Consider the following 23,629-nt stretch of genomic DNA (forward strand, 5'->3'; position numbering starts at 1 on the left):
CGCTCGATCTCACAGGCGCAGAATGTGTCGAGGCGGACACCTGGCGGCGCTCGATCTCACAGGCGCTGAAAATGTTGTGACGACCCCCTGGCGGCCTTGATGCGAGCCCATGACACACACCGACCAGATCTCAGGGCGCCTTCGCCCCTGATACCGGTGCAACAGCCGGCGCCGCTTGCTCAACCGGCTTTTCCACCGGCTTCTCAACCACCGCCACCCGATCCAGCTCGATATTCACCCGCCGATTACGCGCCCGGTTCGACGCACTGTTGTTTTTCGCCAGCGGATAACGCTCACCATGGAAGCGCACAGTAATCTGCTCTTGTGGCACACCGTGAGCCTTGAAGTAATCGGCCACGGCCAATGCGCGACGGCGCGACAGGTCGCGGTTGGTCAGGCGGTTGCCACTGTTGTCGGAGTGGCCGTTGAGCTCGATATGGTTAACCGTGGGGTCGGCCTTCAGGTAGTCGAGAATCACCTCCAGCCGCGCCTTGGCTGCTGCATCCAGCTCGAAACCGCCCCCAGGGAAGCCCACTTGAGTCTGGCGCACCTGATCGTAGTTCATCGGCAACAGCTTGCCCGCACAGACCTGATAGTCATTGTAGGCCTTGGCGAAGCTGACCGGCAGCACACGCACCTCCATCGGCCTGCCCGCCTCACCGGTGTAGTTGCGCACGACTGTGCTACGCCCGTCGAGCAAACCGTTGATCAGCCGGCTGGCCTGCCCTTGGGAGGAGCTGAACAGCACACCGCTGCGGGCCATACGCACATGGCCCAGGTTGATATCGCCACGCCCAGGTTGCCATGGCGCTGCCGCGGCCAGCAGGCTGGCGGTGCCGGCACCCAGTACATTGCTGTCCGAACGCAGCTGGAACACCGGCTGCTCGCCTGCCCGGCGCACGAACGTACCGCTGCCGAAACCTTCGATCGGCTGGCTCAGACGGCACTCGAACTGGTCACCCTCGACCTTCCAGGCAATGTTCTCCATGCGCGTCTGGAAAGTCAGTGCGCCGGCCGGCAGGCTGGCGAACAGGGTCAACAGGGCTAGGTAACGCTGGCGCACGGGCGGCTCCACAATTTCTGACGGCTTACCAGCAGGCTATCGGACGCCGCGCGGAAAACTTGATAGCCGTGCTCGCCCCGGGGTTTTCCGGTAGGATTGGGGCTTGAGTTCGACCCGCCTGGAATCCCCAATGTCCGATCGCCTGACCCTCCTGCGCCCCGACGACTGGCACATCCATCTGCGCGATGGTGCCGTCCTGCCCCACACCGTTGGCGACGTGGCGCGTACCTTCGCCCGTGCCATCATCATGCCCAACCTGGTTCCGCCGGTGCGCAATGCCGCCGAGGCCGGCGCCTACCGTGAGCGCATTCTGGCTGCCCGCCCGGCCGGCAGCCGCTTCGAGCCGCTGATGGTGCTGTACCTCACCGACAACATCAGCCCCGAGGACGTCCGCGCGGCCAAGGCCAGCGGTTTCGTGTACGCCGCCAAGTTGTACCCGGCCGGTGCCACCACCAACTCCGATTCCGGCGTGACCAGCATCGACAACATCTTCCCGGCCCTGGAGGCACTGGCGGAAGTGGGCATGCCGCTGCTGGTGCATGGCGAAGTGACCCGCAGCGAGATCGACGTGTTCGACCGCGAGAAGCGCTTCATCGACGAGCACATGCGCCGTGTGGTCGAGCGCTTCCCGACGCTGAAAGTGGTGTTCGAACACATCACCACCAGCGACGCCGCGCAGTTCGTCACCGAGGCCCCGGCCAACGTGGGTGCGACCATCACCGCCCAGCACCTGCTGTACAACCGCAACCACATGCTGGTTGGCGGCATTCGCCCGCACTTCTACTGCCTGCCGATCCTCAAGCGCAACACGCACCAGGTGGCCTTGCTGGACGCCGCCACCAGCGGCAACCCGAAGTTCTTCCTCGGCACCGACTCGGCACCTCATGCCCGTCACGCCAAGGAAGCAGCCTGCGGTTGCGCGGGTTGCTACACCGCCTATGCGGCCATCGAGATGTACGCCGAAGCGTTCGAACAACGTAACGCGCTGGACAAGCTGGAAGGCTTCGCCAGCCTGCACGGCCCGGCCTTCTATGGCCTGCCGGCGAACACCGACACCATTACCCTGGTCCGCGAAGAATGGACCGCTCCGGAAAGCCTGCCATTTGGCGAGCAAACCGTAGTCCCGCTGCGCGCTGGCGAAAAACTGCGCTGGCGCCTGCTGGAGGCAAACGCGTGAGCGAAGACCTTTACGAAGACGACCTGGAAACCCAAGGCAGCAGCGGTCCTCGCCACCCGATGGCCGAACGCTTCCGCGGCTATCTGCCGGTCGTGGTGGATGTTGAAACCGGCGGTTTCAACAGCGCCACCGATGCATTGCTGGAGATTGCCGCTGTCACCATCGGCATGGACGAGAAAGGCTTCCTGTTCCCCGAACATACCTACTTCCACCGAGTGGAGCCGTTCGAGGGCGCCAACATCGAGCCGGCCGCGCTTGAGTTCACCGGGATCAAGCTGGACCACCCGCTGCGCATGGCGGTCAGCGAGGAAAGCGCGATGACCGACATCTTCCGCGGCGTGCGCAAGGCACTCAAGGCCAACGGCTGCAAGCGGGCGATTCTGGTCGGCCACAACAGCAGCTTCGACCTGGGCTTCCTCAATGCGGCAGTGGCGCGTAATGACCTGAAGCGCAACCCGTTCCACCCGTTCTCCAGCTTCGACACCGCCACCCTGGCGGGCCTGGCGTATGGCCAGACCGTGCTGGCGCGGGCCTGTCAGAGCGCCGACATCGACTTCGACGGGCGTGAGGCGCACTCGGCACGTTACGACACCGAGAAAACCGCTGAGCTGTTCTGTGGCATCGTCAACCGCTGGAAAGAAATGGGCGGCTGGCGCGATTTCAACGATTGATCTGCCAAAGGCATTCGCGGGCACGCCCGCCCCCACAGGTTCACCTTTGCCTTCAGGCATGCAGAGAATCGGTGGGAGCGGGCGCGCCCGCGAAGAGGCCGGCACAGGAAGGCATAAAAAAACCGGCCACGAAGGCCGGTTTTTTCATGCGCGCAGCAATTACAGCTTGCCAGCGTTCTCGCTCAGGTAGGCAGCAACGCCTTCAGGCGAAGCGTTCATGCCCTTGTCGCCTTTTTTCCAGTTGGCAGGGCAGACTTCGCCGTGCTCTTCGTGGAACTGCAGGGCGTCGACCAGACGCAGCAGCTCGTCCATGTTACGGCCCAGTGGCAGGTCGTTGACGATCTGCGAACGGACAACACCGTTGGTATCGATCAGGAAGGCGCCACGGAAGGCCACGCCACCTTCGGACTCGACGTCGTAGGCTTTGCAGATTTCGTGGGTCATGTCGGCAGCCAGGGTGTACTTCACCTGACCGATGCCGCCGTTGTTGACCGGGGTGTTACGCCAGGCGTTGTGGGTGAAGTGCGAGTCGATCGACACGCCGATCACTTCCACGTTGCGCGCCTGGAAGTCAGGGATGCGGTTGTCCAGGGCGATCAGCTCGGACGGGCAGACGAAGGTGAAGTCCAGCGGGTAGAAGAACACCAGGCCGTACTTGCCCTTGATGGCCGAGGCCAGGTTGAAGCTATCGACGATCTCGCCATTGCCCAGCACGGCCGGAACGGTGAAATCGGGGGCTTTCTTACCAACGAGTACGCTCATTGTAATCTCCTGATGAGGGTGAAAAACCGTTTGCCGGGCCAGACGGGCTTGCCCGACATCCAACAAAGGCCGACCATCATACACGGCTTCTCATGACAGGCCGACTCCGTCGACAAAGCGACCACCGGTCGCTCAAGCACAGCCCTCTCAGAAAGATCTTTGACAAGCATTCTCATTACCATTAAGCTCCAACCCATCGACCCAACCAGCGATGGTCAGCCCTTATGTATGTGTGTCTTTGTGTCGGCGTTACCGACGGACAGATCCGCGATGCGATCTATGAAGGATGCTGCAGTTACAAGGAAGTGCGAGCCGCCACCAATGTCGCCAGCCAGTGTGGGAAATGCGCCTGCGTGGCCAAGCAGGTGGTCCGCGAGACCCTGACCGAGCTTCAGGTCAGCCAGGCAGCCCTGCCCTACCCCGTCGAATTTACCGCTGCCTGAACCCAGAATTTCAAGAACCGGACCTGGTGTCCGGTTTTTTTATGCCTGAAATTCAATAAGTTAGCGGTGCAACGCGGTTCACAAACATTCTTATTCCTATTAATTTTCACTTAGTATTCAAGAACTTAGGTTTGACACACCTAAGTATCGGGCTCAAACTTCAGTGGATTGACACACTTCTACAGGGCAGGAACCCGACATGAAAGGCGACGTAAGCGTCATCCAGCATCTCAACAAGATCCTCGGAAACGAGCTGGTCGCGATCAACCAGTACTTCCTGCACGCACGCATGTACGAAGATTGGGGGCTGAACAAACTCGGCAAGCACGAGTACAAAGAATCCATCGATGAAATGAAGCACGCTGACAAACTGATCAAGCGTATTTTGTTCCTCGAAGGTATTCCTAACGTTCAGGACCTGGGCAAACTGTTGATCGGCGAGCACACCAAGGAAATGCTTGAGTGCGATCTGAAGATCGAACAGCAAGGCCTGGTCGACCTGAAGGCAGCCATCGCCCATTGTGAAACCGCTGGCGACTTCGGCTCCCGTGACGTGCTCGAAGATATCCTCGAGTCCGAGGAAGAACACATCGACTGGCTGGAAACCCAACTGGGTCTGATCGACAAGATCGGTATCGAGAACTACCTGCAGTCGCAGATGGGCGAAGAATAAATATTCGCCCCATGAAAAAACCCGCGATCAGCGGGTTTTTTCATGCTTGCCGGAAGATCAGGCTTCAGAAGCCTTGGCCTTGGCAGCCGCTTCCTTGATCAGGGTTTGCAGCTCACCGTTCTCGAACATTTCCAGCATGATGTCGCTGCCGCCAACCAGCTCACCGGCTACCCACAATTGCGGGAAGGTCGGCCAGTTGGCGTATTTTGGCAGGTTGGCGCGAATTTCCGGGTTCTGCAGGATGTCGACGTAGGCGAACTTTTCGCCACAACCCATCACGGCCTGCGATGCACGCGCAGAGAAGCCGCATTGCGGGGCATTCGGCGAGCCTTTCATGTAAAGCAGAATGGTGTTGTTGGCAATCTGCTCTTTGATCGTTTCGATGATATCCATGTAGCACCTCGGCTGAACTATCCGACACAGTCGTCGGCACGGTGTCGCATTGTAACGGAAAGCCGAGCGCAGTGCTCGGCCTTGCCGTTCCTCAAGCGGCCTCGACCTGCACAGGTACGCCATTGAGCGCAGCGTTTCCGGATACCTGGTCCCGAAAGCGCTCATCGGTCAGGTCATTGGCACTCACGCCAGGTTGCGCCTGCGCGATTTGCATGCGCACACCCTGACGACCATGACCAAAGCCATGGGGCAAGCTGACCACACCGGGCATCATGTCCTCGCAGGCCTGCACCTCGACCTCCAGTGAGCCAGTACGTGAACGGATGCGCACGCGCTGGCCATCCTGCAGTTGCCGCTGCTGCAAGTCTTGCGGGTGCATCAACAACTGATGCCGTGGCTTGCCTTTCACCAGGCGATGGAAGTTGTGCATCCACGAGTTGTTGCTGCGCACATGGCGGCGCCCGATCAGCAGCAGTTCGCCCGGCGCCGGGGGCGTCATTTGCGCCAGGCGGTGCAGGTCGTCGAGCAAAACCTGCGGGGCTGCTTCGACAGCCTTGCTGGCAGTCGCCAGCCGCCCAGCGAGGTTGCTGCGTAACGCCCCCAGGTCAAGCCCGTGCGGGTGATCGTCCAGTGTTGCCAGGGAAAGCTGCCAACGCGTTGCTTCACCGTAGCGCCCTTTGCGCAGGGCTTGATCAATCATCTGCGCAGGCGACCAGGTCGGCTTCAACTCCAACTCGGCACGCTTGGCAAACGCCTGCGCCAGACCGACGAAAATCTCCCAGTCATGCAGTGCCCCCTCCGGCTTGGCCAGGATCGCCCGGTTGAAGCGCGTGACGTTGCGCACCGCCAGCAGGTTGAAGGTGCTGTCGTAATGATCGTTTTCCAGCGCGGTGGTAGAGGGCAGGATCAGGTCGGCATGGCGGGTGGTTTCGTTGATGTAGAGATCGATACTGAGCATGAACTCCAACCCCTCCAGCGCCGCATCCAGCTGGCGACCGTTAGGTGTGGACAACACAGGGTTGCCGGCGACTGTCACCAGGGCGCGCACCTGCCCTTCGCCCGGTGTTTGCATTTCCTCCGCCAGGGCCGCCACAGGCAGCTCGCCGCCGTACTCGGGCAAGCCCGAGACACGGCTCTGCCAGGCATTGAAATGGCCACCCGAGGTGGTTGCCACCAAGTCGACGGCAGGTTCCGTGCACAACGCGCCGCCACTGCGATCGAGGTTGCCGGTCACCAGGTTCACAAGTTGCACCAGCCAATGGCAGAGAGTGCCAAATGCTTGGGTCGAGACGCCCATGCGGCCGTAGCACACGGCCTGCCCGGCAGCGGCGAAGTCGCGTGCCAGCTGGCGGATGTCCGCTGCAGCAATACCACATTGGGCGCTCATGGCCTCGGCACTGAACGGCGCAATGGCCTCGCGCACCTGCTGCAGGCCGCTGACCGGCAAGTGTGAGCCCCGAGCCAGGCCTTCTTCGAACAATGTGTTGAGCAAGCCGCACAACAGGGCTGCATCCCCACCAGGGCGAATGAACAAGTGGCGGTCAGCCATTGCCGCCGTTTCGCTACGCCGAGGGTCAACCACCACCAGGCGCCCACCACGCGCCCGCAGGGCCTTCAGGCGCTTCTCCACGTCCGGAACGGTCATGATGCTGCCATTGGAGGCCAGCGGGTTGCCGCCAAGAATCAGCATGAACCCGGTGTGGTCGATGTCCGGAATCGGCAGCAGCAGCCCATGCCCATACATCAAGTGGCTGACCAGGTGTTGGGGCAACTGGTCCACTGAAGTGGCAGAGAAACGGTTACGGGTCTTGAGCAGGCCCAGAAAGTAGTTGCTGTGGGTCATCAAGCCGTAATTGTGCACACTCGGATTACCTTGGTAGACCGCCACGGCATTGCGCCCATGGGCCTGCTGGACCGCCCACAGTTTTTCGGCAGCCAGTGCGAAGGCCTCATCCCAGCCAATGGCGTGCCAATGCTCGCCTACTCGCTTGTGTGGCTGACGCAGGCGATCCGGGTCGTTCTGAATGTCCTGCAACGCCACGGCCTTGGGACAGACATGGCCACGGCTGAACGGGTCAAGTGGGTCGCCCTTGATCGAGCTGATCAGGGCCCGCCCGTCCTGCTCATGGCTGACTTCGATGTTGAGCCCGCAGATCGCTTCGCACAGGTGACAGGCACGGTGATGCAGGGTCTTGGTCATGGCCGCCTCTGCCTTGTTGTTGTCGAACAGTGACTATGCGCCCGCCCCCTGCCTGCGGCCAGTGCGCTTCGCCGTGTGAATCCACCGACATCAGGCGCACGATTTACGACAGCCATTTGCCAAATTGCCGGCAAGCCGTGTACAACCTTGTGTAGCAAATAAAGAACAGCACGGGCCAACGGGCAAAGACACCCTTTGCAACACCCTTTGCGATCAGGCCGCTTTTCCCCCCTTGGCTTCAGGCGACATTTACTTATAGTATTGCGCCTTTCCCTATTTCGTCCGCCCCGTGCGGCTTACGCCGCAGGTCACTCCCGTTGTCAAAAAAACCATACGGTCGACCTGCATACCGTTGCAGATAAGGTAGTCAATCATGAACGCTAGGCACTTTCTCTCCCTGCTGGACTTCACCTCCGACGAATTGCTCGGGGTGATCCGCCGCGGCATCGAGCTGAAGGACCTGCGTAAGCGAGGCGTGCTGTTCGAACCGCTGAAGAACCGTGTACTGGGCATGATCTTCGAGAAGTCCTCGACCCGTACCCGTGTGTCCTTCGAGGCCGGCATGATCCAGCTCGGCGGCCAGGCCATCTTCCTGTCGCCTCGCGACACACAGCTGGGCCGCGGCGAGCCGATTGGTGACAGCGCCATCGTGCTGTCGAGCATGGTTGATGTGGTGATGATCCGTACCCACGCCCACAGCACCCTGACCGAGTTCGCCGCCAAGTCGCGCGTGCCAGTGATCAACGGCCTGTCCGACGAATCGCACCCGTGCCAACTGCTGGCCGACATGCAGACCTTTGTTGAACACCGCGGCTCGATTCAAGGCAAGACCGTGACCTGGATCGGCGATGGCTTCAACATGTGCAACTCCTACATCGAAGCCGCCAGGCAGTTCGATTTCAAGTTGCGCATCGCTTGCCCCGAAGGCTATGAGCCGGATCAACGTTTCATGGCACTGGGCGGTGACCGCGTGCAGATCATCCGTGATGCCAGGGAAGCCGTGCGTGATGCACACCTGGTGGTCACCGATGTCTGGACTTCCATGGGTCAGGAGGAGGAAACTGCACGGCGCCTGGCGCATTTCGCGCCTTACCAGGTCACCCGCGAACTGCTCGACCTGGCGGCACCCGATGTCCTCTTCATGCACTGCCTGCCCGCCCACCGTGGCGAGGAAATCAGCCAGGACCTGCTCGACGACCCACGTTCGGTCGCCTGGGACGAGGCTGAAAACCGCCTGCATGCACAGAAGGCGCTTCTCGAATTCCTTGTAGAACCGGCTTACCACCACGCATGAGTCAACCCCTACTGCTCAACCTGCGCAACCTCGCCTGTGGCTATGGCGACCAGCGCATCGTCCAGAACCTCAACCTGCACCTGAACGCAGGCGACATCGGTTGCCTGCTGGGTTCATCCGGTTGTGGCAAGACCACCACCCTGCGCGCCATCGCCGGTTTCGAGCCGGTGCACGAAGGCGAGATCCACTTGGCCGGCGAGGTCATTTCCCGGGCCGGCTTCACCCTGGCCCCGGAAAAGCGCCGCATCGGCATGGTATTTCAGGACTACGCGCTGTTCCCGCACCTGACCGTTGCGCAGAACATTGCCTTTGGTATCGCCAAACACCCACGCCAGGCCGCCGTCATCGAAGAGATGCTGGAACTGGTCAAACTCGGCGGGCTGGGTGGGCGTTACCCCCATGAGCTGTCTGGCGGCCAGCAGCAACGTGTCGCCCTGGCCCGGGCGCTGGCACCCGAGCCGCAACTGCTGCTGCTTGACGAGCCGTTCTCCAACCTCGACGTGGAACTGCGCCGGCGCCTGAGCCATGAGGTTCGCGACATTCTCAAAAGCCGCGGTACCAGCGCCATTCTGGTCACCCATGACCAGGAAGAGGCCTTTGCCGTCAGCGACCAGGTTGGCGTCTTCAAGGAAGGTCGTCTGGAACAGTGGGACACGCCCTACAACCTTTACCACGAACCGCAGACGCCATTCGTGGCGAGTTTCATCGGCCAGGGATACTTCATCCGTGGGCAAATGAGCAGCCACGAGGCGGTCAATACCGAAGTGGGTGAACTGCGTGGTAACCGCGCCTACATCATGGCGCCGGGCAGCTCGGTGGATGTACTGCTGCGCCCGGATGATATCGTGCATGCGCCAGGCAGCGCGCTACTGGCGAACATCATTGGCAAGAGCTTCCTCGGCGCATCGACGCTCTATCGCTTGCAGTTGCCCACCGGTAGCCAGCTGGAAGCGATCTTCCCTAGCCACAACGACCACGAGGTCGGTGAGAACGTGGAGATTGCAGTGAAGGCCGATCACCTCGTGCTATTCCCTGTACCGGGTAGCGTTGCGGCACAGTTGCCACGCCAGGAGAATGGCGTGCGTCGTTACAGTTCGGCGACTTGACTTCAGCGCCATGGGGCCGCTTGGCGGCCCCATGCTCTCAGCCTCGACCGATCCCGGCAAACGTGCCCTGCGTATGCTCCGCCAGCACCGCCGCTGCCAACTCCACTTCCAGGCCACGCCTACCGGCGCTGACATGGATAGTTGCAAAACTCTGCGCCGAGTCATCGATAAAGGTTCGCAGGCGCTTCTTCTGCCCCAGCGGGCTGATGCCACCCACCAGGTAACCGGTCGCCCGCTGCGCCGCCGCCGGGTCGGCCATCTCGCACTTCTTCACCCCGGCAGCATGGGCCAGCGCCTTCAGGTCCAAGGTACCCACCACAGGCACAACCGCTACCAGCAATTCCCCTTTCTCGCTGCTTGCCAGCAACGTCTTGAACACCTGCTGCGGGTCGAGCCCGAGCTTTTCCGCCGCCTCCAGGCCATACGACGCCGATTTCGGGTCATGTTCATAGCTGTGCACGCGATGCTCGGCACGGTGCTTCTTCAACAGGTCTAGGGCGGGGGTCATGCAAGGGCTCCAGTCAGGGATGACTCGGCGGCTACTTTAGGACAATTCCTACATCCCAGCCAGCGGACAGCAATAGCGCACCTCTAGTACGAGGATCCGCAGCTGATTCTAGCGGCCATATCGTGACTGACCGTTCACTTTCGACCTTTGACATCAGCGTTTCTTGTCTATATTTTTTCGTTTCTGAATAAGCGATGCACATTTAAGGTGCATTTCCTACATCACCCGGGGTCAATGGGGATAGACACCGGGTTTTGCTGTCGAGCGCCACGCGCCTCACAACAAAAAAAACGAGGTCATACATGACGACTGCTCTGCGCCAACCCACACTGTCCAGCCAATGCCTGGCCGAATTTCTCGGCACCGCCCTGCTCATCTTCTTCGGTACCGGCTGCGTCGCCGCCCTCAAGGTCGCGGGCGCCAGCTTCGGGCTTTGGGAAATCAGCATCATATGGGGCGTGGGCGTCAGCATGGCCATCTACCTCACCGCCGGTATTTCCGGTGCGCACCTGAACCCAGCCGTGAGTATCGCCCTCACACTGTTCGCAGGGTTCGACAAGCGCAAGCTGCCCTTCTACATGCTGGCCCAGGTATGCGGCGCATTCTGTGGCGCCGCACTGGTCTACACGCTGTACAGCAACCTGTTCTTCGATTTCGAACAAGCCCACGCCATGCTGCGCGGTAGCGAAGGCAGCCTGGAGCTGGCCTCGGTGTTCTCCACCTACCCGCACCCGTCGCTGTCCACCAGCCAGGCATTTCTGGTCGAAGTGGTGATAACTGCCATCCTGATGGCCGTGATCATGGCCTTGACCGACGACAACAACGGCCTGCCGCGCGGCGCCATGGCCCCGCTGCTGATCGGCCTGCTGATTGCGGTGATTGGCAGCGCCATGGGCCCATTGACGGGGTTTGCGATGAACCCGGCCCGCGATTTCGGGCCAAAACTCATGACATTCCTGGCCGGCTGGGGCGAAATCGCCTTCACTGGCGGGCGGGATATTCCTTATTTCCTGGTTCCGGTATTTGCACCGATCCTGGGCGCCTGTCTGGGTGCAGCTGGCTATCGCGGCCTTATTGCACGCAACCTGCCATTAGCGCCCGCCGCGATCCCTGAGACAAATGACATTCGCCAGGGCGATACTCAAGCCAATTGATGCTGCCACCACGCACAGCCCTGACCCTCTATTCTTGCAAGGCCTACGACCATGACAGACACCCAGGATAAGAACTACATCATCGCCCTGGACCAGGGCACCACCAGTTCGCGGGCGATCATTTTCGACCGTGACGCCAATGTTGTGGGTACCTCCCAGCGCGAGTTCGCACAGCATTACCCGCAGGCGGGCTGGGTCGAGCATGACCCGATGGAGATTTTCGCCACACAAAGCGCGACCATGGTCGAGGCTCTGGCCCAGGCAGGTATCAGCCACGCCCAGGTCGCCGCGCTGGGTATTACCAACCAGCGCGAAACCACTGTGGTGTGGGACAAGGAAACCGGGCGCCCGGTGTACAACGCCATTGTCTGGCAGTGCCGCCGCAGCACCGAGATCTGTGCCCAGCTCAAGCGTGACGGCCATGAAGACTACATTCGTGAAACCACCGGCCTGGTCACCGACCCGTATTTCTCCGGCACCAAGCTGAAGTGGATCCTCGACAATGTCGACGGCGCCCGTGAACGCGCCGAGCGTGGCGAACTGCTGTTCGGCACCATCGACACCTGGCTGATCTGGAAATTTACCGGCGGCAAGGTGCATGTCACCGACTACACCAACGCCTCGCGCACGCTGATGTTCAACATCCACAGCCTGCAGTGGGACGACAAGCTGCTGGAAATCCTGGGCATCCCGCGGCAAATGCTGCCTGAGGTGCGCCCCTCTTCTGAAGTGTATGGCCACACCAAGAGCGGCATAGCCATCGCCGGTATCGCCGGCGACCAGCAATCGGCACTGTTCGGCCAGATGTGCGTGGAGCCGGGCCAGGCCAAGAATACCTACGGCACTGGCTGCTTCCTGTTGATGAACACGGGTGACCAGGCGGTGAAGTCGTCCCACGGCCTGCTCACTACCATTGCCTGCGGCCCGCGTGGTGAGGTGGCCTATGCACTGGAAGGCGCGGTATTCAATGGTGGCTCTACCGTGCAATGGCTGCGTGACGAACTGAAGATCGTCAACGATGCCCTGGATACCGAGTACTTCGCCAGCAAGGTCAAGGACAGCAACGGCGTGTATCTGGTGCCAGCCTTTACCGGCCTGGGTGCCCCGTACTGGGACCCGTATGCCCGTGGTGCGCTGTTCGGCCTGACACGTGGCGTGAAGGTGGACCACATCATCCGCGCCGCACTGGAGTCCATCGCCTATCAGACCCGCGATGTCCTCGACGCCATGCAGCAGGACTGCGGCCAGCGCTTGTCCGAGCTGCGCGTGGACGGCGGTGCAGTGGCCAACAATTTCCTCATGCAGTTCCAGGCCGACATCCTCGGCACCTGCGTGGAGCGGCCACAGATGCGCGAAACCACGGCACTGGGCGCCGCCTATCTGGCAGGCCTGGCCTGTGGCTTCTGGAGCGGCCTGGACGAGCTGCGCGACAAGGCGATCATCGAGCGCGAGTTCAGCCCGCAGCTGGATGAAACGCAGAAAGAAAAGCTGTATGCCGGCTGGAAGAAGGCAGTCGAGCGTACCCGTGACTGGGAAGATCACGAGGCATAATACCTGTTGGGGCCGCCATGCGGCCCCAAACGTCCACTGGCCGTCATCCCTTTCCTACGGCATCATTGCAGAATTTGTCCGGCAGCCCCAAAGGACCGCCCATGAATCTGCCCCCCCGCCAACAACAAATCCTCGAACTGGTGCGCGAACGCGGCTATGTCAGTATCGAGGAAATGGCGCAGCTATTCGTTGTCACTCCCCAGACCATCCGGCGCGACATCAACCAGCTTGCCGAGCTCAACCTGCTGCGCCGTTACCACGGCGGTGCGGCTTACGATTCGAGCATCGAAAATACCGCCTACGCCATGCGTGCCGACCAGATGCGCGACGAAAAACAGCGCATTGCCGACGCCGTGGCCCGGCAGATTCCCGACCATGCCTCGCTGTTCATCAACATCGGCACCACCACCGAGTCGATTGCACGGGCGCTGCTCAACCACAGCCACCTGAAAGTCATCACCAACAACTTGCATGTGGCTGCGATCCTGGCCGCCAAGGACGATTTCGAAGTGCTGGTGGCGGGTGGCACGGTGCGCCGAGATGGTGGTGTAGTCGGCCAGGCCAGTGTCGATTTCATCAACCAGTTCAAAGTCGACTTCGCTCTGGTGGGCATCAGCGGTATCGACGAGGATGGCAGCCTGCTCGATTTCGACTATCAGGAAGTGCGCGTGTCGCAAGCCATCATTGCCAATGCCCGACAAGTGATTCTCGCGGCTGACTCCAGCAAGTTCGGGCGCAATGCCATGGTACGTCTGGGCTCAATCGACCTGGTCGACTGCCTGGTGACCGACCAGGCTCCTACCCCACCCCTTACCCAATTGTTGAACCAGAACAAGATCAGGCTTGAGGTGGTTTAAGGCTTGTGGGCGCATGCCGCCAGGTTCGTGGCGGCTGTGAAACCATGCGCCGCCCGCGCGGCGCATCGCCAGCGAAGCTAACGCCTGCACCTGTTTCGGGCCAGTTATTCCTGAGGTAGAGGCGCGTCCTAACCAAAACCCAAGCCGTACCCTCCTGAATTTTCATAAATGTTCACTTTATTGTCATTTGATCAGTTTTTTCTATAGAGACTGGCTAGCGACTGGCTTTCTATTGCGCTAGTATTTTCGCAAACGAACATTAATGTTCATATTCGATATGAACAGCACCAGGAGGCCTTGCCCGTGTCCCAGCCAGTTTCGTCCCAGCCCCCAACAGCCGACTGCTATGACCTTGCCGTGATCGGCGGCGGCATCAATGGCGTGGGCATTGCTGCCGACGCCGCTGGACGCGGCTTGAAGGTCTTCCTTTGCGAAAAGGACGACCTGGCCCAACACACGTCATCAGCCAGCAGCAAACTGATTCACGGTGGCCTGCGCTACCTGGAGCACTACGAATTTCGCCTCGTCCGCGAGGCCCTGGCTGAACGTGAAGTGCTGCTGGCCAAGGCGCCGCACATCGTCAAACCTATGCGCTTCGTGCTTCCGCACCGCCCCCACCTGCGCCCTGCCTGGATGATCCGCGCCGGCTTGTTCCTCTACGACCACCTGGGCAAGCGCAAGCGCCTGGGCGCCTCGCGTAGCTTGCGCTTCGGCCCGGGCTACCCCCTGAAACCGGCAATCACCCGGGGCTTCGAATACGCCGACTGCGCTGTCGATGACGCCCGCCTGGTGGTGCTCAACGCCATGGCTGCCCGTGAGCTAGGCGCACATATCCACACCCGCACACGCTGCTTGCGCGCCGAACGTGTAGAAGGCTTGTGGCAGGTAGAACTGCAGCACGCCGATGGCAGCCTCCAGACAATCCATGCCCGCGCACTGGTCAACGCCGCTGGCCCCTGGGTGGCCAGCTTCATCAAGGACGACCTCAAGCTCGATGCGCCTTACGGCATCCGCCTGATCCAGGGCAGCCACATAATCGTGCCGCGCCTGTATGAAGGCGAACATGCCTACATTCTGCAGAACGAAGACCAGCGCATCGTTTTCTGCATCCCGTACCTGGACCGCTTTACCCTGATCGGCACCACTGACCGGGAATACAGCGGCGACCCGGCCATGGTCGCCATTACCGAGCAGGAAACACATTACCTGTTGAAGGTGGTCAACGAGCACTTCAACCATCAACTGAGCCCAGCCGACATCCTGCATACCTACTCCGGCGTTCGGCCATTGTGCAACGATGAGTCGGACAACCCTTCGGCGGTGACCCGGGACTACACACTCGCGCTTTCGGCAGAGGAAGGCCAGGCACCGCTACTGTCTGTGTTCGGCGGCAAGCTCACCACCTACCGCAAGCTGGCCGAATCGGCCATGGTTGAACTCAAGCCCTTCTTCACCCAGATGCGCGGCGCCTGGACTGCCAGTGCGCCACTGCCGGGCGCAGAGGGCATGACAACGGTACAGGCGCTGATCGATGCCGTGCTGGCACGTTGCGGCTGGTTGCCTGTTGACCTGGCCAAACGCTGGGTGCTCACCTACGGCAGCCGCGTGTGGCGGCTGCTCGATGGCGTTCACGGCCCCGAGGACCTCGGGCAGGCTATCGGGGCCGGGCTGTTCACCCGCGAGGTGGACTACCTGCTGGAGGAGGAATGGGCAGAGCAAACCGCTGACATTATCTGGCGTCGCACCAAGCTGGGCCTGTCGCTGACCGCGCAGGAGCAGAGGGCTCTGGAGGCGTATCTGCAGCAAGCCCGCAAGGTGCGCGCGAATAGTCGCGCAGCCTGATATCGACGGTGAAGCCCTCTTGACTCATCAAGGGGGCGTATTCGCCCAGCGCTCATAGGCTTCACGGGCCAAACGCGCCAGCAGCGCCCGCTCGCTGCGATCGTAATCAGTCTTCAGTGCTTCACAGCGTTGCAGAAACTCGTTTTCGCTAATCACTTGCTCATCTACCTGAGCCTGTAGGGCCTCCATGCGCTGGTGCAGTGGCTGTGCCAGTTCTTCAAATCGCTGCGCATGAAACTCTCGCGCGTATTGCTCCCAGAAAGGCCGCTGTGCCAACGAGGCTATCAGGGCATCCGTCGACTCATTTTGCAAAACCGCGTCCTGGACTCGCAGCACGTCGCTGGTGGTTACGTTTGCAAAACCCGGGTAATGCATTTCGTCGAGCTCGATCGGCAAGCCCAAGGGACGCGCAAGCCGCTGTCGGTAAAAAAGCCGTGTCTCGATTTCATCGATATGTGGAGCGTGCTCGGCATGCATGCGTTGCACGTGCAACGTCGCGTGACGGTCGACCTCGTCCAGGCGAAACAAACCACGCGCCAGGCTTAACAAACGAGCTTCCATCCGACTGCCATGAGCATCTTCGACGGCGCGCAGCACCAGAACCCCAAGTTCCATCTGCTCCAGCAACAGCAGCAGGCGGTCTTCACAACTGCGCCGGCCAGATGCCTCGAGAAACAACTGATGACGCAACTGCTCGTGCTGCTCACACGTTTCCAGAATCCGCCAGATACGGCTGCGGTAATGCCCTGGATGTTGTTCAAAGTCCTCGCCGTGGACGAAGTCTGCCAGAAAGCGAAACATTCCATCTGACTGCGGTTCCTCAAGCAGCGCTGTCCATATGGCCTGCTGGCGATCACGCTCGGCGTCGGCTGTACTGTTGGCCCAGGTGTTGAAAAGATCACTGTCAATGGCGCGATGGCGTGCGGACGCAGACCCCCACTGCCCCGGGGTTACACCTCGAGCCTCATCGAGCAGCAATGCGTCAGCTTCGCCTAGTGGATTATCGTGCAAGGACAACTGGTGCACCTGCAGGCGCAGCTGCTGCACCTCTCGGCGCAGTGTGCGGATGTTGTTGTTACGCAAGTCTATGTGGGCACGAAATGAAATCCGCTCAGGCAACGCCTCAAGGCCGGCAGAGCGCAGGTTGACTTCACGCAAATTGCCCAGGCGCGTCAGTACCGGCGCCCTTCCCAGCGGGTTGTGGCTGAGGTCGAGGTACCGCAGCGCGCTCATTCCGGCAAGACGCAACTCACCGGCCTCATCCATGATCACGCTGTTGCGGCGCAGGTTTAGCTGCCGCAGGCGGGGCATATGTTCAATGCCGTGAGGGATCGCAGTCAGGCGATTGCCGGACAGGTCGAGCTCAATCAGGTTGGGAAAACGTCGAAGAAAGTCCCCATTGATTTCACCAAGGCGCAGGTCACTGAGGATCAGCCGTCGCACATGATCAAAGCTCACCCCCTCCGGTAATTCGGGCAGACTTCCGATACGCTCTCCGCTGATGATCAGCGCGTAGTCCCCAGCCTCGTCGGTTATCTTGCGCCGCCAGCTTCGCCGAACGGCAGTAGCGACCCGACGGCGGCGCAGCGCGTCCAGTGGGTTACTGGCATCCCTGCGCCACTGGCGCAGGCTCTGACGCAGGCGTGCCAACTGCCCCGTGAGCTGGCTGTAGTGCTCCCACAACCCTACTCGCCGCTCCATGAGGTCAAGCAGATAGGCTTGTAGCTCCCCGTCTGTCATTGTCGGAAACACTTGGTGAATACCACGCCCTATGGCACGCCGACTGCTCTCCCCTCGCCCACTCAAGGCATACCCGATACGCCCATCCCCCAACCGGGTCGGGGGTCGCAGGCCAACGCCCATACGGGGCATGCCACAGAGCTCAGCCGCTTGGGTACGATCACCGGCAGCGGCCTCGATCAGCAACGAGCCCAAGGCGCCTGGACTGACAGCAGCATCGCCGAGATCGGCTGTGTGCGTCTCGTCCAGCGCAGACAGCAGTGCCGCCAGGTAGGGGCCGGATGCGCCTTGACCGGCATAGCGGTAGCCGTCGCCGCGGCGCACGATACACCGTACATCCTGCGCAGACTCAGCGCCGATACCGGCCAGATACCGCCCACTCTGGCTACCTTCGCGCAGTTCGATGCGCAGGGCGTCCGGCCATTTCAGCTGGCGCTTGAGCAAGCCCAACGCCAGGCGTTCGGTGTCGGGATTGACGCAACGCGGCAGGCGCAGACCCGCGCATGCCCTGTCCAGACGGCTTTCGCGCAGCGACCATCGTGCGCGCTCGGCCACTGCCAGAGGGACCCGCTGTGCAGCGCTGAGCGTATCAAGCTGCGCACCACTGCATTGCTGAAGCAGCTCACGCGTACAGCGAGCCGACAGGCCCGGGAAAGTGCGCTGCAATATCCGCTCGATGCCATTGGGCTGCACTTGCCGGGCAGCAACGTACTGCGCCAGTTGCGGCGCGCTGAAATCCGGGTGTAATGCATGTGCCTGATAAAGCTCCAGGGCATCGAGCAACCGTGCAGGTGCACCCATGTGTTCGACGTGCAAACGGCGAATCTGCGCCTCACTCAGCCCTGTCACCTGGAGCAGATAGTCGCATGTCGCTTCCGGTAGCTCTGCCAGGGGCGTACTCAGGCGGCGTACCAGATTGGCCCGCCCTTCCCAGTATTGGGGAGCTTCGAGTTCATGGCGCCAGCCGCCGGCGCCATTCTGCTCGATCACAGGCCGATAGGCACTGGGACGACCAGGGTGCAGGATCCTGGAGCGACCATCCTGCGGGTCCTCCATCACCCGATAGCGGCCGCTATCGAGGTGCCATAACCATTCCTGTGCGCCGACACCACGCAAAGGTTGGGCATCGTAACCCGGTAGATCCATGGCCATGAGCTTGACCTTGCCTGCGGAGGTGCACACCGGTGCCAAGTCATCCACAAAGGCCAGACGCTCAAGGGCACGCACGGCCACTTGGCTGCCGGCTGCGATCATCCCGCCGACCACCACGTTTTCGGCAACGTTGAACAGGTGGTTCAACGCCCCTTCGCGATCACCTATGCGCCAATCTGCATATCCTTCATAAACCTCGTCAGCGATCTGAACCGCGTTTGCCACCAGCAGCACCTCGCCAAGTACCGGCACGAAGGCCCCCGCCACGCTCAGCAAATTCATACCCAGCTCTTTGTAGCCCTGCATGCGCGCTTCGCGGTCTTCGTCATCTTCGACATCGGTGGGCACCGCGAGCACCTTGGCGTCATCCTTGATCTTGGCGAGGTATTGCCGGCGCAGGTGTACGAATGGCGCGTCAGCGATCGGTGCAGAACGGGCGTCGAGTTCCACCCCGGCTGTCGATGCCTGCGCGACCCGTTCGTTCAATACCCGATAGAAATTGATGCGCTCACGCTCGGTAATGAAGCGCGCGAAAAAGCGCCGATAGGCCGGCGCACGGAAGCGCTTACCGAGGTACTTGTCGAGTGCATCCCAGCTGGCATGACGGGAGACGGGCTGATGAGGGTCATCGGGTATCCAGAGCACCACCGACGCCACTGCGCCATCAGCTGAGGGACGCACTTCCAGCGCCAGCACGCCTTGAACCGGGCGGCCCAGCAGGTACAACTGCCGGGGGACCACAGTGCCAACCAGCGCAGGCACCACCGGTTTTTCGGCAATATGTGGCAACAGAAGAAAATACGTGCGTTCGTCAATGTCCTGTTTCAACGCAGCGATCCGCATCGCCACCTCGAAATGGGCCTTGAAACTCGCTTCGAACAGCCCGTGCAAGCGGGAAATGGCCTGGCCCGGTTCATCCTCCGGGCCGTCTTCAGGCTGCAGATGGTGCGTGAGCAACGCTTGGTACTTGCCACCTGCATCGACCTCGCGACACGCGGAGGCAAACGCGTGGAAGCTCATCGGCAGGCGGTTACCATTGCCATCGACCAGTTCCCCTCTGCGCATCAGCCCGGGGCGTGTCTCCCTGCGATGATAGTTATGCAGCGCCGCCTCCAGCAACGACCGCCTGGAGCGGCGAACATAGGTAGGCCGCAGCAGCGCAGGCGAAGCGCTGGGCAGCAACAGACGCTGCGAGACCCGTACCTTCCAGCCCGTCACGTCCGGGTTGCTGAGGCCGCTCTTGCGCAGTTTCGTTTTGAGCAACTCTGCTGCGTAGGCCTGCAAAGAAGGGATGGCCTGGAGGATCGGGCCAAGCCGCGCATTGCAGTGCGCCTGGCGACGCAGGGCGTTACGTAACGCATCGAGCCTTTCCGGTTGCACGTGGTCGACTAGCCATCCAGGCAAGTTTTGGGCAATCAGGCTATCGATGGAATCGCTCGGGGGCTGGTGCGGTGACATCTGTGAAGCTCTCCAGACAAAGAGGAGAGCACACTACGTCTGCGCCCTTGCCGCGCACTGCATAGTTACCACAAGCGATACCGGGACGCGCGGCAGCCCATGCGCTCGGATAACGTTCGGATTACCGAACGAGTAAGCCCTGTTTATTCGGCCTGACGAACCCCAGAGAGAGGTCGAGACTGTCAAGCACGAGCAATACCAGTGGTTTAAGGTCGACAGCAGGGCTTGGCACGAGTCATGCTCTACACTTGGTAGCCGAATGCACCCGCTTCTTGCTGTATTCGTTGAACGAAGAGTCCGCCAACGGCTCCATAAAAAAAACAAACACGTCGAGGAAAATTTGATGCGTATCGTTCGTCAATTGCTGGGCGCAGCCATCGCGGCTGCAGTCATCGCTTCGCCGGCCATGGCCGAGGAGCTCACCGGCACCCTGAAGAAGATCAAGGAATCGGGCACCATCACGCTGGGGCACCGCGACTCCTCCATTCCATTTTCCTACCTGGCCGGCAAACCCGAGCCCGTCGGTTATTCGCATGACATCCAGCTGGCTGTCGTCGACGCGCTGAAGAAGCAACTGGGCACGGACATCAAGGTCCGTTACAACCTGGTCACCTCGCAAACCCGTATTCCGCTGGTGCAGAACGGCACCGTCGACCTGGAGTGCGGCTCCACCACCAACAACGTCGAGCGCCAACAACAGGTCGGCTTCTCGGTCGGCATCTTCGAAGTCGGTACCCGCCTGTTGACCAAGGTCAAGGACGGTCAGCCTGCATACAAAGACTTCCCGGACCTGGCCGGCAAGAACGTGGTGACCACCGCCGGTACCACCTCCGAGCGCATCCTCAAGGCGATGAACGCCGACAAGCAGATGAAGATGAACGTGATTTCCGCCAAGGACCACGGTGAAGCCTTCAACATGCTCGAAAGCGGCCGCGCCGTGGCCTTCATGATGGATGACGCCCTGCTCGCCGGTGAAATGGCCAAGGCGCGCAAGCCAAAAGACTGGGTCATCACCGGTACGCCACAGTCGTATGAAATCTACGGCTGCATGGTGCGCAAGGAAGACGCTGCGTTCAAGAAAGCGGTCGACGACGCCATCGTTGCCTACTTCAAGTCGGGCGAAGTCAACAAGAGCTATGACAAGTGGTTCATGCAGCCGATCCCGCCTAAAGGTCTGAACCTCAACTTCGAGATGAGCGACGAGCTGAAAAAACTGATCGCCGAGCCGACCGACAAGGCTGCGGACGAGAAGAAGTCCTGATCCTCAGTAAATAGTGGCCTGGTGCTCACAAGCACGAATCAATTCTGCAGGCCACTCATTAGTGTCTAACCTTTCATCCGAGGGCGCCTTGCGCCCCCGGATGCTCGAAGGTGCCCGTGAAACAACCGTCTGAGGGGAAATCCCGATGAATTACAACTGGGACTGGGGCGTGTTCTTCAAGTCCACCGGCGTGGGCAGCGAAACCTATCTGGACTGGTACTTCACCGGCCTGGGCTGGACCATCGCCATCGCCATCACCGCCTGGATCATCGCGCTGCTGCTGGGGTCACTCCTCGGCGTCATGCGTACCGTGCCGAACCGCCTGGTATCGGGTATCGCCACCGCCTACGTGGAACTGTTCCGCAACGTGCCACTGCTGGTGCAACTGTTCATCTGGTACTTCCTGGTACCGGACCTGCTGCCAGAAGGCTTGCAGGAATGGTTCAAGCAGGACCTCAACCCGACCACTTCGGCGCTGATCAGCGTGGTCATCTGCCTGGGCCTGTTCACCGCCGCACGCGTCTGTGAGCAAGTACGTACCGGTATCCAGGCGCTGCCCAAGGGCCAGGAAGCTGCCGCCCGTGCCATGGGCTTCAGCCTCCCGCAGATCTACAACAATGTGCTGCTGCCGCAGGCCTACCGGATCATCATTCCGCCGCTCACCTCCGAGTTCCTCAACGTGTTCAAGAACTCCTCGGTGGCGTCGCTTATCGGCCTGATGGAGCTGCTGGCGCAGACCAAACAGACCGCTGAGTTTTCCGCCAACCTGTTCGAGGCGTTCACCCTGGCCACGCTGATCTACTTCACCCTGAACATGGGCCTGATGCTGCTCATGCGCATGGTCGAGAAGAAAGTCGCCGTGCCTGGCCTGATCTCCGTGGGGGGCAAGTAAATGGAAATGGATTTCAGCGAAATCATCCCCGCCCTGCCTGCCCTCTGGGACGGTATGGTCATGACCCTCAAACTGATGGTCATGGGAGTCATCGGCGGTATCGTGCTGGGCACCATCCTGGCCCTGATGCGCCTGTCGTCGAGCAAACTGCTGTCGAACCTGGCCGGTGCCTACGTCAACTACTTCCGCTCGATCCCGCTGCTGCTGGTGATCACCTGGTTCTACCTGGCGGTGCCGTTCGTGCTGCGCTGGATCACCGGCGAAGATACCCCGGTGGGTGCCTTCACCTCCTGCGTGGTCGCCTTCATGATGTTCGAGGCCGCGTACTTCTGCGAAATCGTCCGCGCCGGCGTGCAGTCGATCTCCAAGGGCCAGATGGGCGCCGCACAAGCACTGGGCATGAACTACGCGCAGACCATGCGCCTGATCATCCTGCCCCAGGCCTTCCGCAAGATGACCCCGCTGCTGCTGCAGCAGAGCATCATCCTGTTCCAGGACACCTCGCTGGTGTACACCGTGGGCCTGGTCGACTTCCTCAACTCGGCTCGCTCCAACGGCGACATCATCGGGCGCTCCCATGAGTTCCTGATCTTCGCCGGCGTTGTCTACTTCATCATCAGCTTCACCGCTTCGTGGCTGGTCAAGCGCCTGCAAAAAAGGATCACCGTATGATTTCCATCAAGAACGTCAACAAGTGGTACGGCGACTTCCAGGTACTGACCGATTGCAGCACCGAGGTCAAGAAAGGTGAGGTAGTGGTGGTTTGTGGCCCGTCGGGCTCGGGCAAGTCCACCCTGATCAAGTGCGTCAATGCACTGGAGCCGTTCCAGAAGGGCGACATCGTGGTCGATGGCACCTCGATTGCCGACCCGAAGACCAACCTGCCCAAGCTGCGCTCGCGAGTGGGCATGGTGTTCCAGCACTTCGAGCTGTTTCCGCACCTGACCATCACCGAGAACCTGACCATTGCCCAGCGCAAGGTCCTGGGCCGCAGCGAGGCAGAAGCCACCAAGAAAGGCCTGGCCCTGCTTGACCGTGTAGGCCTCAGTGCCCATGCCAAGAAACACCCTGGCCAGCTCTCTGGTGGCCAGCAGCAGCGCGTGGCAATCGCCCGCGCCCTGGCGATGGACCCGATCGTCATGCTGTTCGACGAACCCACCTCGGCACTGGACCCGGAAATGGTCAGCGAGGTACTGGACGTGATGGTGCAACTGGCCCACGAAGGCATGACCATGATGTGCGTAACCCACGAAATGGGCTTTGCCCGCAAAGTCGCCAACCGGGTCATCTTCATGGACAAGGGCAGTATCATCGAAGACTGCACCAAGGAAGAGTTCTTCGGTGACCAGAGCGCCCGCGACCAGCGCACCCAGCACTTCCTCAGCAAGATCCTGCAGCACTGACCCGGCCACAGCTTCCGCTGCCAGGGACC

General features: G+C 60.9%; 20 protein-coding genes. 14 read left to right on the top strand and 6 right to left on the bottom strand.

Annotation, left to right across the window (positions count from 1 at the left end; genetic code table 11):
- Window positions 1–130: 130 nt before the first annotated feature.
- Window positions 131–1,063 carry an OmpA family protein gene (locus ACF8RA_RS07290; RefSeq protein ID WP_176683650.1) on the bottom strand — a complete coding sequence of 311 codons (933 nt, stop codon included), beginning with the start codon at window positions 1,061–1,063 and terminating at the stop codon, window positions 131–133.
- Between the two features lie 130 nt (window positions 1,064–1,193).
- On the opposite strand from ACF8RA_RS07290, the gene pyrC reads away from it, so the two are divergent.
- Window positions 1,194–2,240, top strand: coding sequence for a dihydroorotase (gene pyrC, locus ACF8RA_RS07295; RefSeq protein WP_176683651.1), 1,047 nt, complete (start codon window positions 1,194–1,196; stop codon window positions 2,238–2,240).
- Window positions 2,241–2,299: 59 nt separating this feature from the next.
- Complete coding sequence (gene rnt, locus ACF8RA_RS07300; RefSeq protein WP_010952252.1) at window positions 2,300–2,911, top strand: ribonuclease T; 612 nt, start codon at window positions 2,300–2,302, stop codon at window positions 2,909–2,911.
- 159 nt (window positions 2,912–3,070) lie between these two features.
- Here the strand turns inward: rnt and ACF8RA_RS07305 are convergent, their stop codons facing one another.
- Window positions 3,071–3,673, bottom strand: coding sequence for a peroxiredoxin (locus ACF8RA_RS07305; protein ID WP_003254945.1), 603 nt, complete (start codon window positions 3,671–3,673; stop codon window positions 3,071–3,073).
- 224 nt (window positions 3,674–3,897) lie between these two features.
- Here ACF8RA_RS07305 and ACF8RA_RS07310 point away from each other — a divergent pair, with 224 nt between their 5' ends.
- Both ACF8RA_RS07310 and bfr read left to right on the top strand, forming a co-directional pair.
- The gene (locus ACF8RA_RS07310) at window positions 3,898–4,116 is read left to right on the top strand and encodes a bacterioferritin-associated ferredoxin (protein WP_003254947.1); all 219 of its coding nucleotides are present in this window, start codon (window positions 3,898–3,900) and stop codon (window positions 4,114–4,116) included.
- A gap of 199 nt (window positions 4,117–4,315) precedes the next feature.
- On the top strand, window positions 4,316–4,789 hold the full coding sequence (bfr, locus tag ACF8RA_RS07315; protein ID WP_003254948.1) for a bacterioferritin: 474 nt from the start codon (window positions 4,316–4,318) through the stop codon (window positions 4,787–4,789).
- A 57-nt stretch (window positions 4,790–4,846) separates the two neighbouring features.
- Here bfr and grxD read toward each other — a convergent pair whose 3' ends face one another.
- A complete protein-coding gene (gene grxD, locus ACF8RA_RS07320) occupies window positions 4,847–5,182 on the bottom strand; it encodes a Grx4 family monothiol glutaredoxin (protein WP_021781969.1) in 336 nt (111 codons plus the stop codon).
- Window positions 5,183–5,273: 91 nt separating this feature from the next.
- Window positions 5,274–7,382, bottom strand: coding sequence for a molybdopterin-dependent oxidoreductase (locus ACF8RA_RS07325; RefSeq protein WP_392488541.1), 2,109 nt, complete (start codon window positions 7,380–7,382; stop codon window positions 5,274–5,276).
- A 373-nt stretch (window positions 7,383–7,755) separates the two neighbouring features.
- On the opposite strand from ACF8RA_RS07325, the gene argF reads away from it, so the two are divergent.
- Together argF and ACF8RA_RS07335 are read left to right on the top strand one after the other, a co-directional pair.
- Window positions 7,756–8,676, top strand: a complete 921-nt coding sequence (argF, locus tag ACF8RA_RS07330) for an ornithine carbamoyltransferase (protein WP_176683653.1) — start codon at window positions 7,756–7,758, stop codon at window positions 8,674–8,676.
- Window positions 8,673–9,782: an ABC transporter ATP-binding protein gene (locus ACF8RA_RS07335; RefSeq protein ID WP_209967717.1), complete on the top strand. Its 1,110-nt coding sequence runs from the start codon at window positions 8,673–8,675 to the stop codon at window positions 9,780–9,782. Before argF ends, ACF8RA_RS07335 begins: the two co-directional genes overlap by 4 nt.
- A gap of 37 nt (window positions 9,783–9,819) precedes the next feature.
- Here ACF8RA_RS07335 and ybaK read toward each other — a convergent pair whose 3' ends face one another.
- Entirely contained in the window at window positions 9,820–10,290 is a 471-nt protein-coding gene (gene ybaK / locus ACF8RA_RS07340; protein ID WP_176683655.1) for a Cys-tRNA(Pro) deacylase, read from the bottom strand.
- Between the two features lie 302 nt (window positions 10,291–10,592).
- Here ybaK and ACF8RA_RS07345 point away from each other — a divergent pair, with 302 nt between their 5' ends.
- From ACF8RA_RS07345 to glpD, 4 genes are all read left to right on the top strand, one after another.
- Complete coding sequence (locus tag ACF8RA_RS07345; RefSeq protein ID WP_176683656.1) at window positions 10,593–11,444, top strand: MIP/aquaporin family protein; 852 nt, start codon at window positions 10,593–10,595, stop codon at window positions 11,442–11,444.
- A 51-nt stretch (window positions 11,445–11,495) separates the two neighbouring features.
- The gene (gene glpK, locus ACF8RA_RS07350; protein ID WP_060495345.1) at window positions 11,496–12,995 is read left to right on the top strand and encodes a glycerol kinase GlpK; all 1,500 of its coding nucleotides are present in this window, start codon (window positions 11,496–11,498) and stop codon (window positions 12,993–12,995) included.
- Between the two features lie 101 nt (window positions 12,996–13,096).
- The gene (glpR, locus tag ACF8RA_RS07355) at window positions 13,097–13,852 is read left to right on the top strand and encodes a DNA-binding transcriptional repressor GlpR (RefSeq protein WP_176683657.1); all 756 of its coding nucleotides are present in this window, start codon (window positions 13,097–13,099) and stop codon (window positions 13,850–13,852) included.
- Between the two features lie 303 nt (window positions 13,853–14,155).
- Entirely contained in the window at window positions 14,156–15,694 is a 1,539-nt protein-coding gene (gene glpD / locus ACF8RA_RS07360; protein WP_176683658.1) for a glycerol-3-phosphate dehydrogenase, read from the top strand.
- Between the two features lie 27 nt (window positions 15,695–15,721).
- Here glpD and ACF8RA_RS07365 read toward each other — a convergent pair whose 3' ends face one another.
- A complete protein-coding gene (locus ACF8RA_RS07365; protein WP_392518988.1) occupies window positions 15,722–20,044 on the bottom strand; it encodes an NEL-type E3 ubiquitin ligase domain-containing protein in 4,323 nt (1,440 codons plus the stop codon).
- Window positions 20,045–20,387: 343 nt separating this feature from the next.
- On the opposite strand from ACF8RA_RS07365, the gene ACF8RA_RS07370 reads away from it, so the two are divergent.
- From ACF8RA_RS07370 to ACF8RA_RS07385, 4 genes are all read left to right on the top strand, one after another.
- Window positions 20,388–21,305 carry a glutamate/aspartate ABC transporter substrate-binding protein gene (locus tag ACF8RA_RS07370; protein WP_176683660.1) on the top strand — a complete coding sequence of 306 codons (918 nt, stop codon included), beginning with the start codon at window positions 20,388–20,390 and terminating at the stop codon, window positions 21,303–21,305.
- A gap of 145 nt (window positions 21,306–21,450) precedes the next feature.
- Window positions 21,451–22,197 (top strand): amino acid ABC transporter permease, encoded by a 747-nt coding sequence (locus ACF8RA_RS07375; RefSeq protein ID WP_392488543.1) that lies wholly within the window; start codon window positions 21,451–21,453, stop codon window positions 22,195–22,197.
- Window positions 22,198–22,869 (top strand): amino acid ABC transporter permease, encoded by a 672-nt coding sequence (locus ACF8RA_RS07380; protein WP_176683662.1) that lies wholly within the window; start codon window positions 22,198–22,200, stop codon window positions 22,867–22,869.
- The gene (locus tag ACF8RA_RS07385) at window positions 22,866–23,600 is read left to right on the top strand and encodes an amino acid ABC transporter ATP-binding protein (protein WP_012273899.1); all 735 of its coding nucleotides are present in this window, start codon (window positions 22,866–22,868) and stop codon (window positions 23,598–23,600) included. The genes ACF8RA_RS07380 and ACF8RA_RS07385 overlap by 4 nt, the downstream gene beginning before the upstream one ends.
- The last annotated feature ends 29 nt before the right edge of the window (window positions 23,601–23,629 follow it).

Source organism: Pseudomonas sp. FYR_5 (assembly GCF_043106315.1).
Lineage (GTDB): Bacteria > Pseudomonadota > Gammaproteobacteria > Pseudomonadales > Pseudomonadaceae > Aquipseudomonas > Aquipseudomonas putida_Y.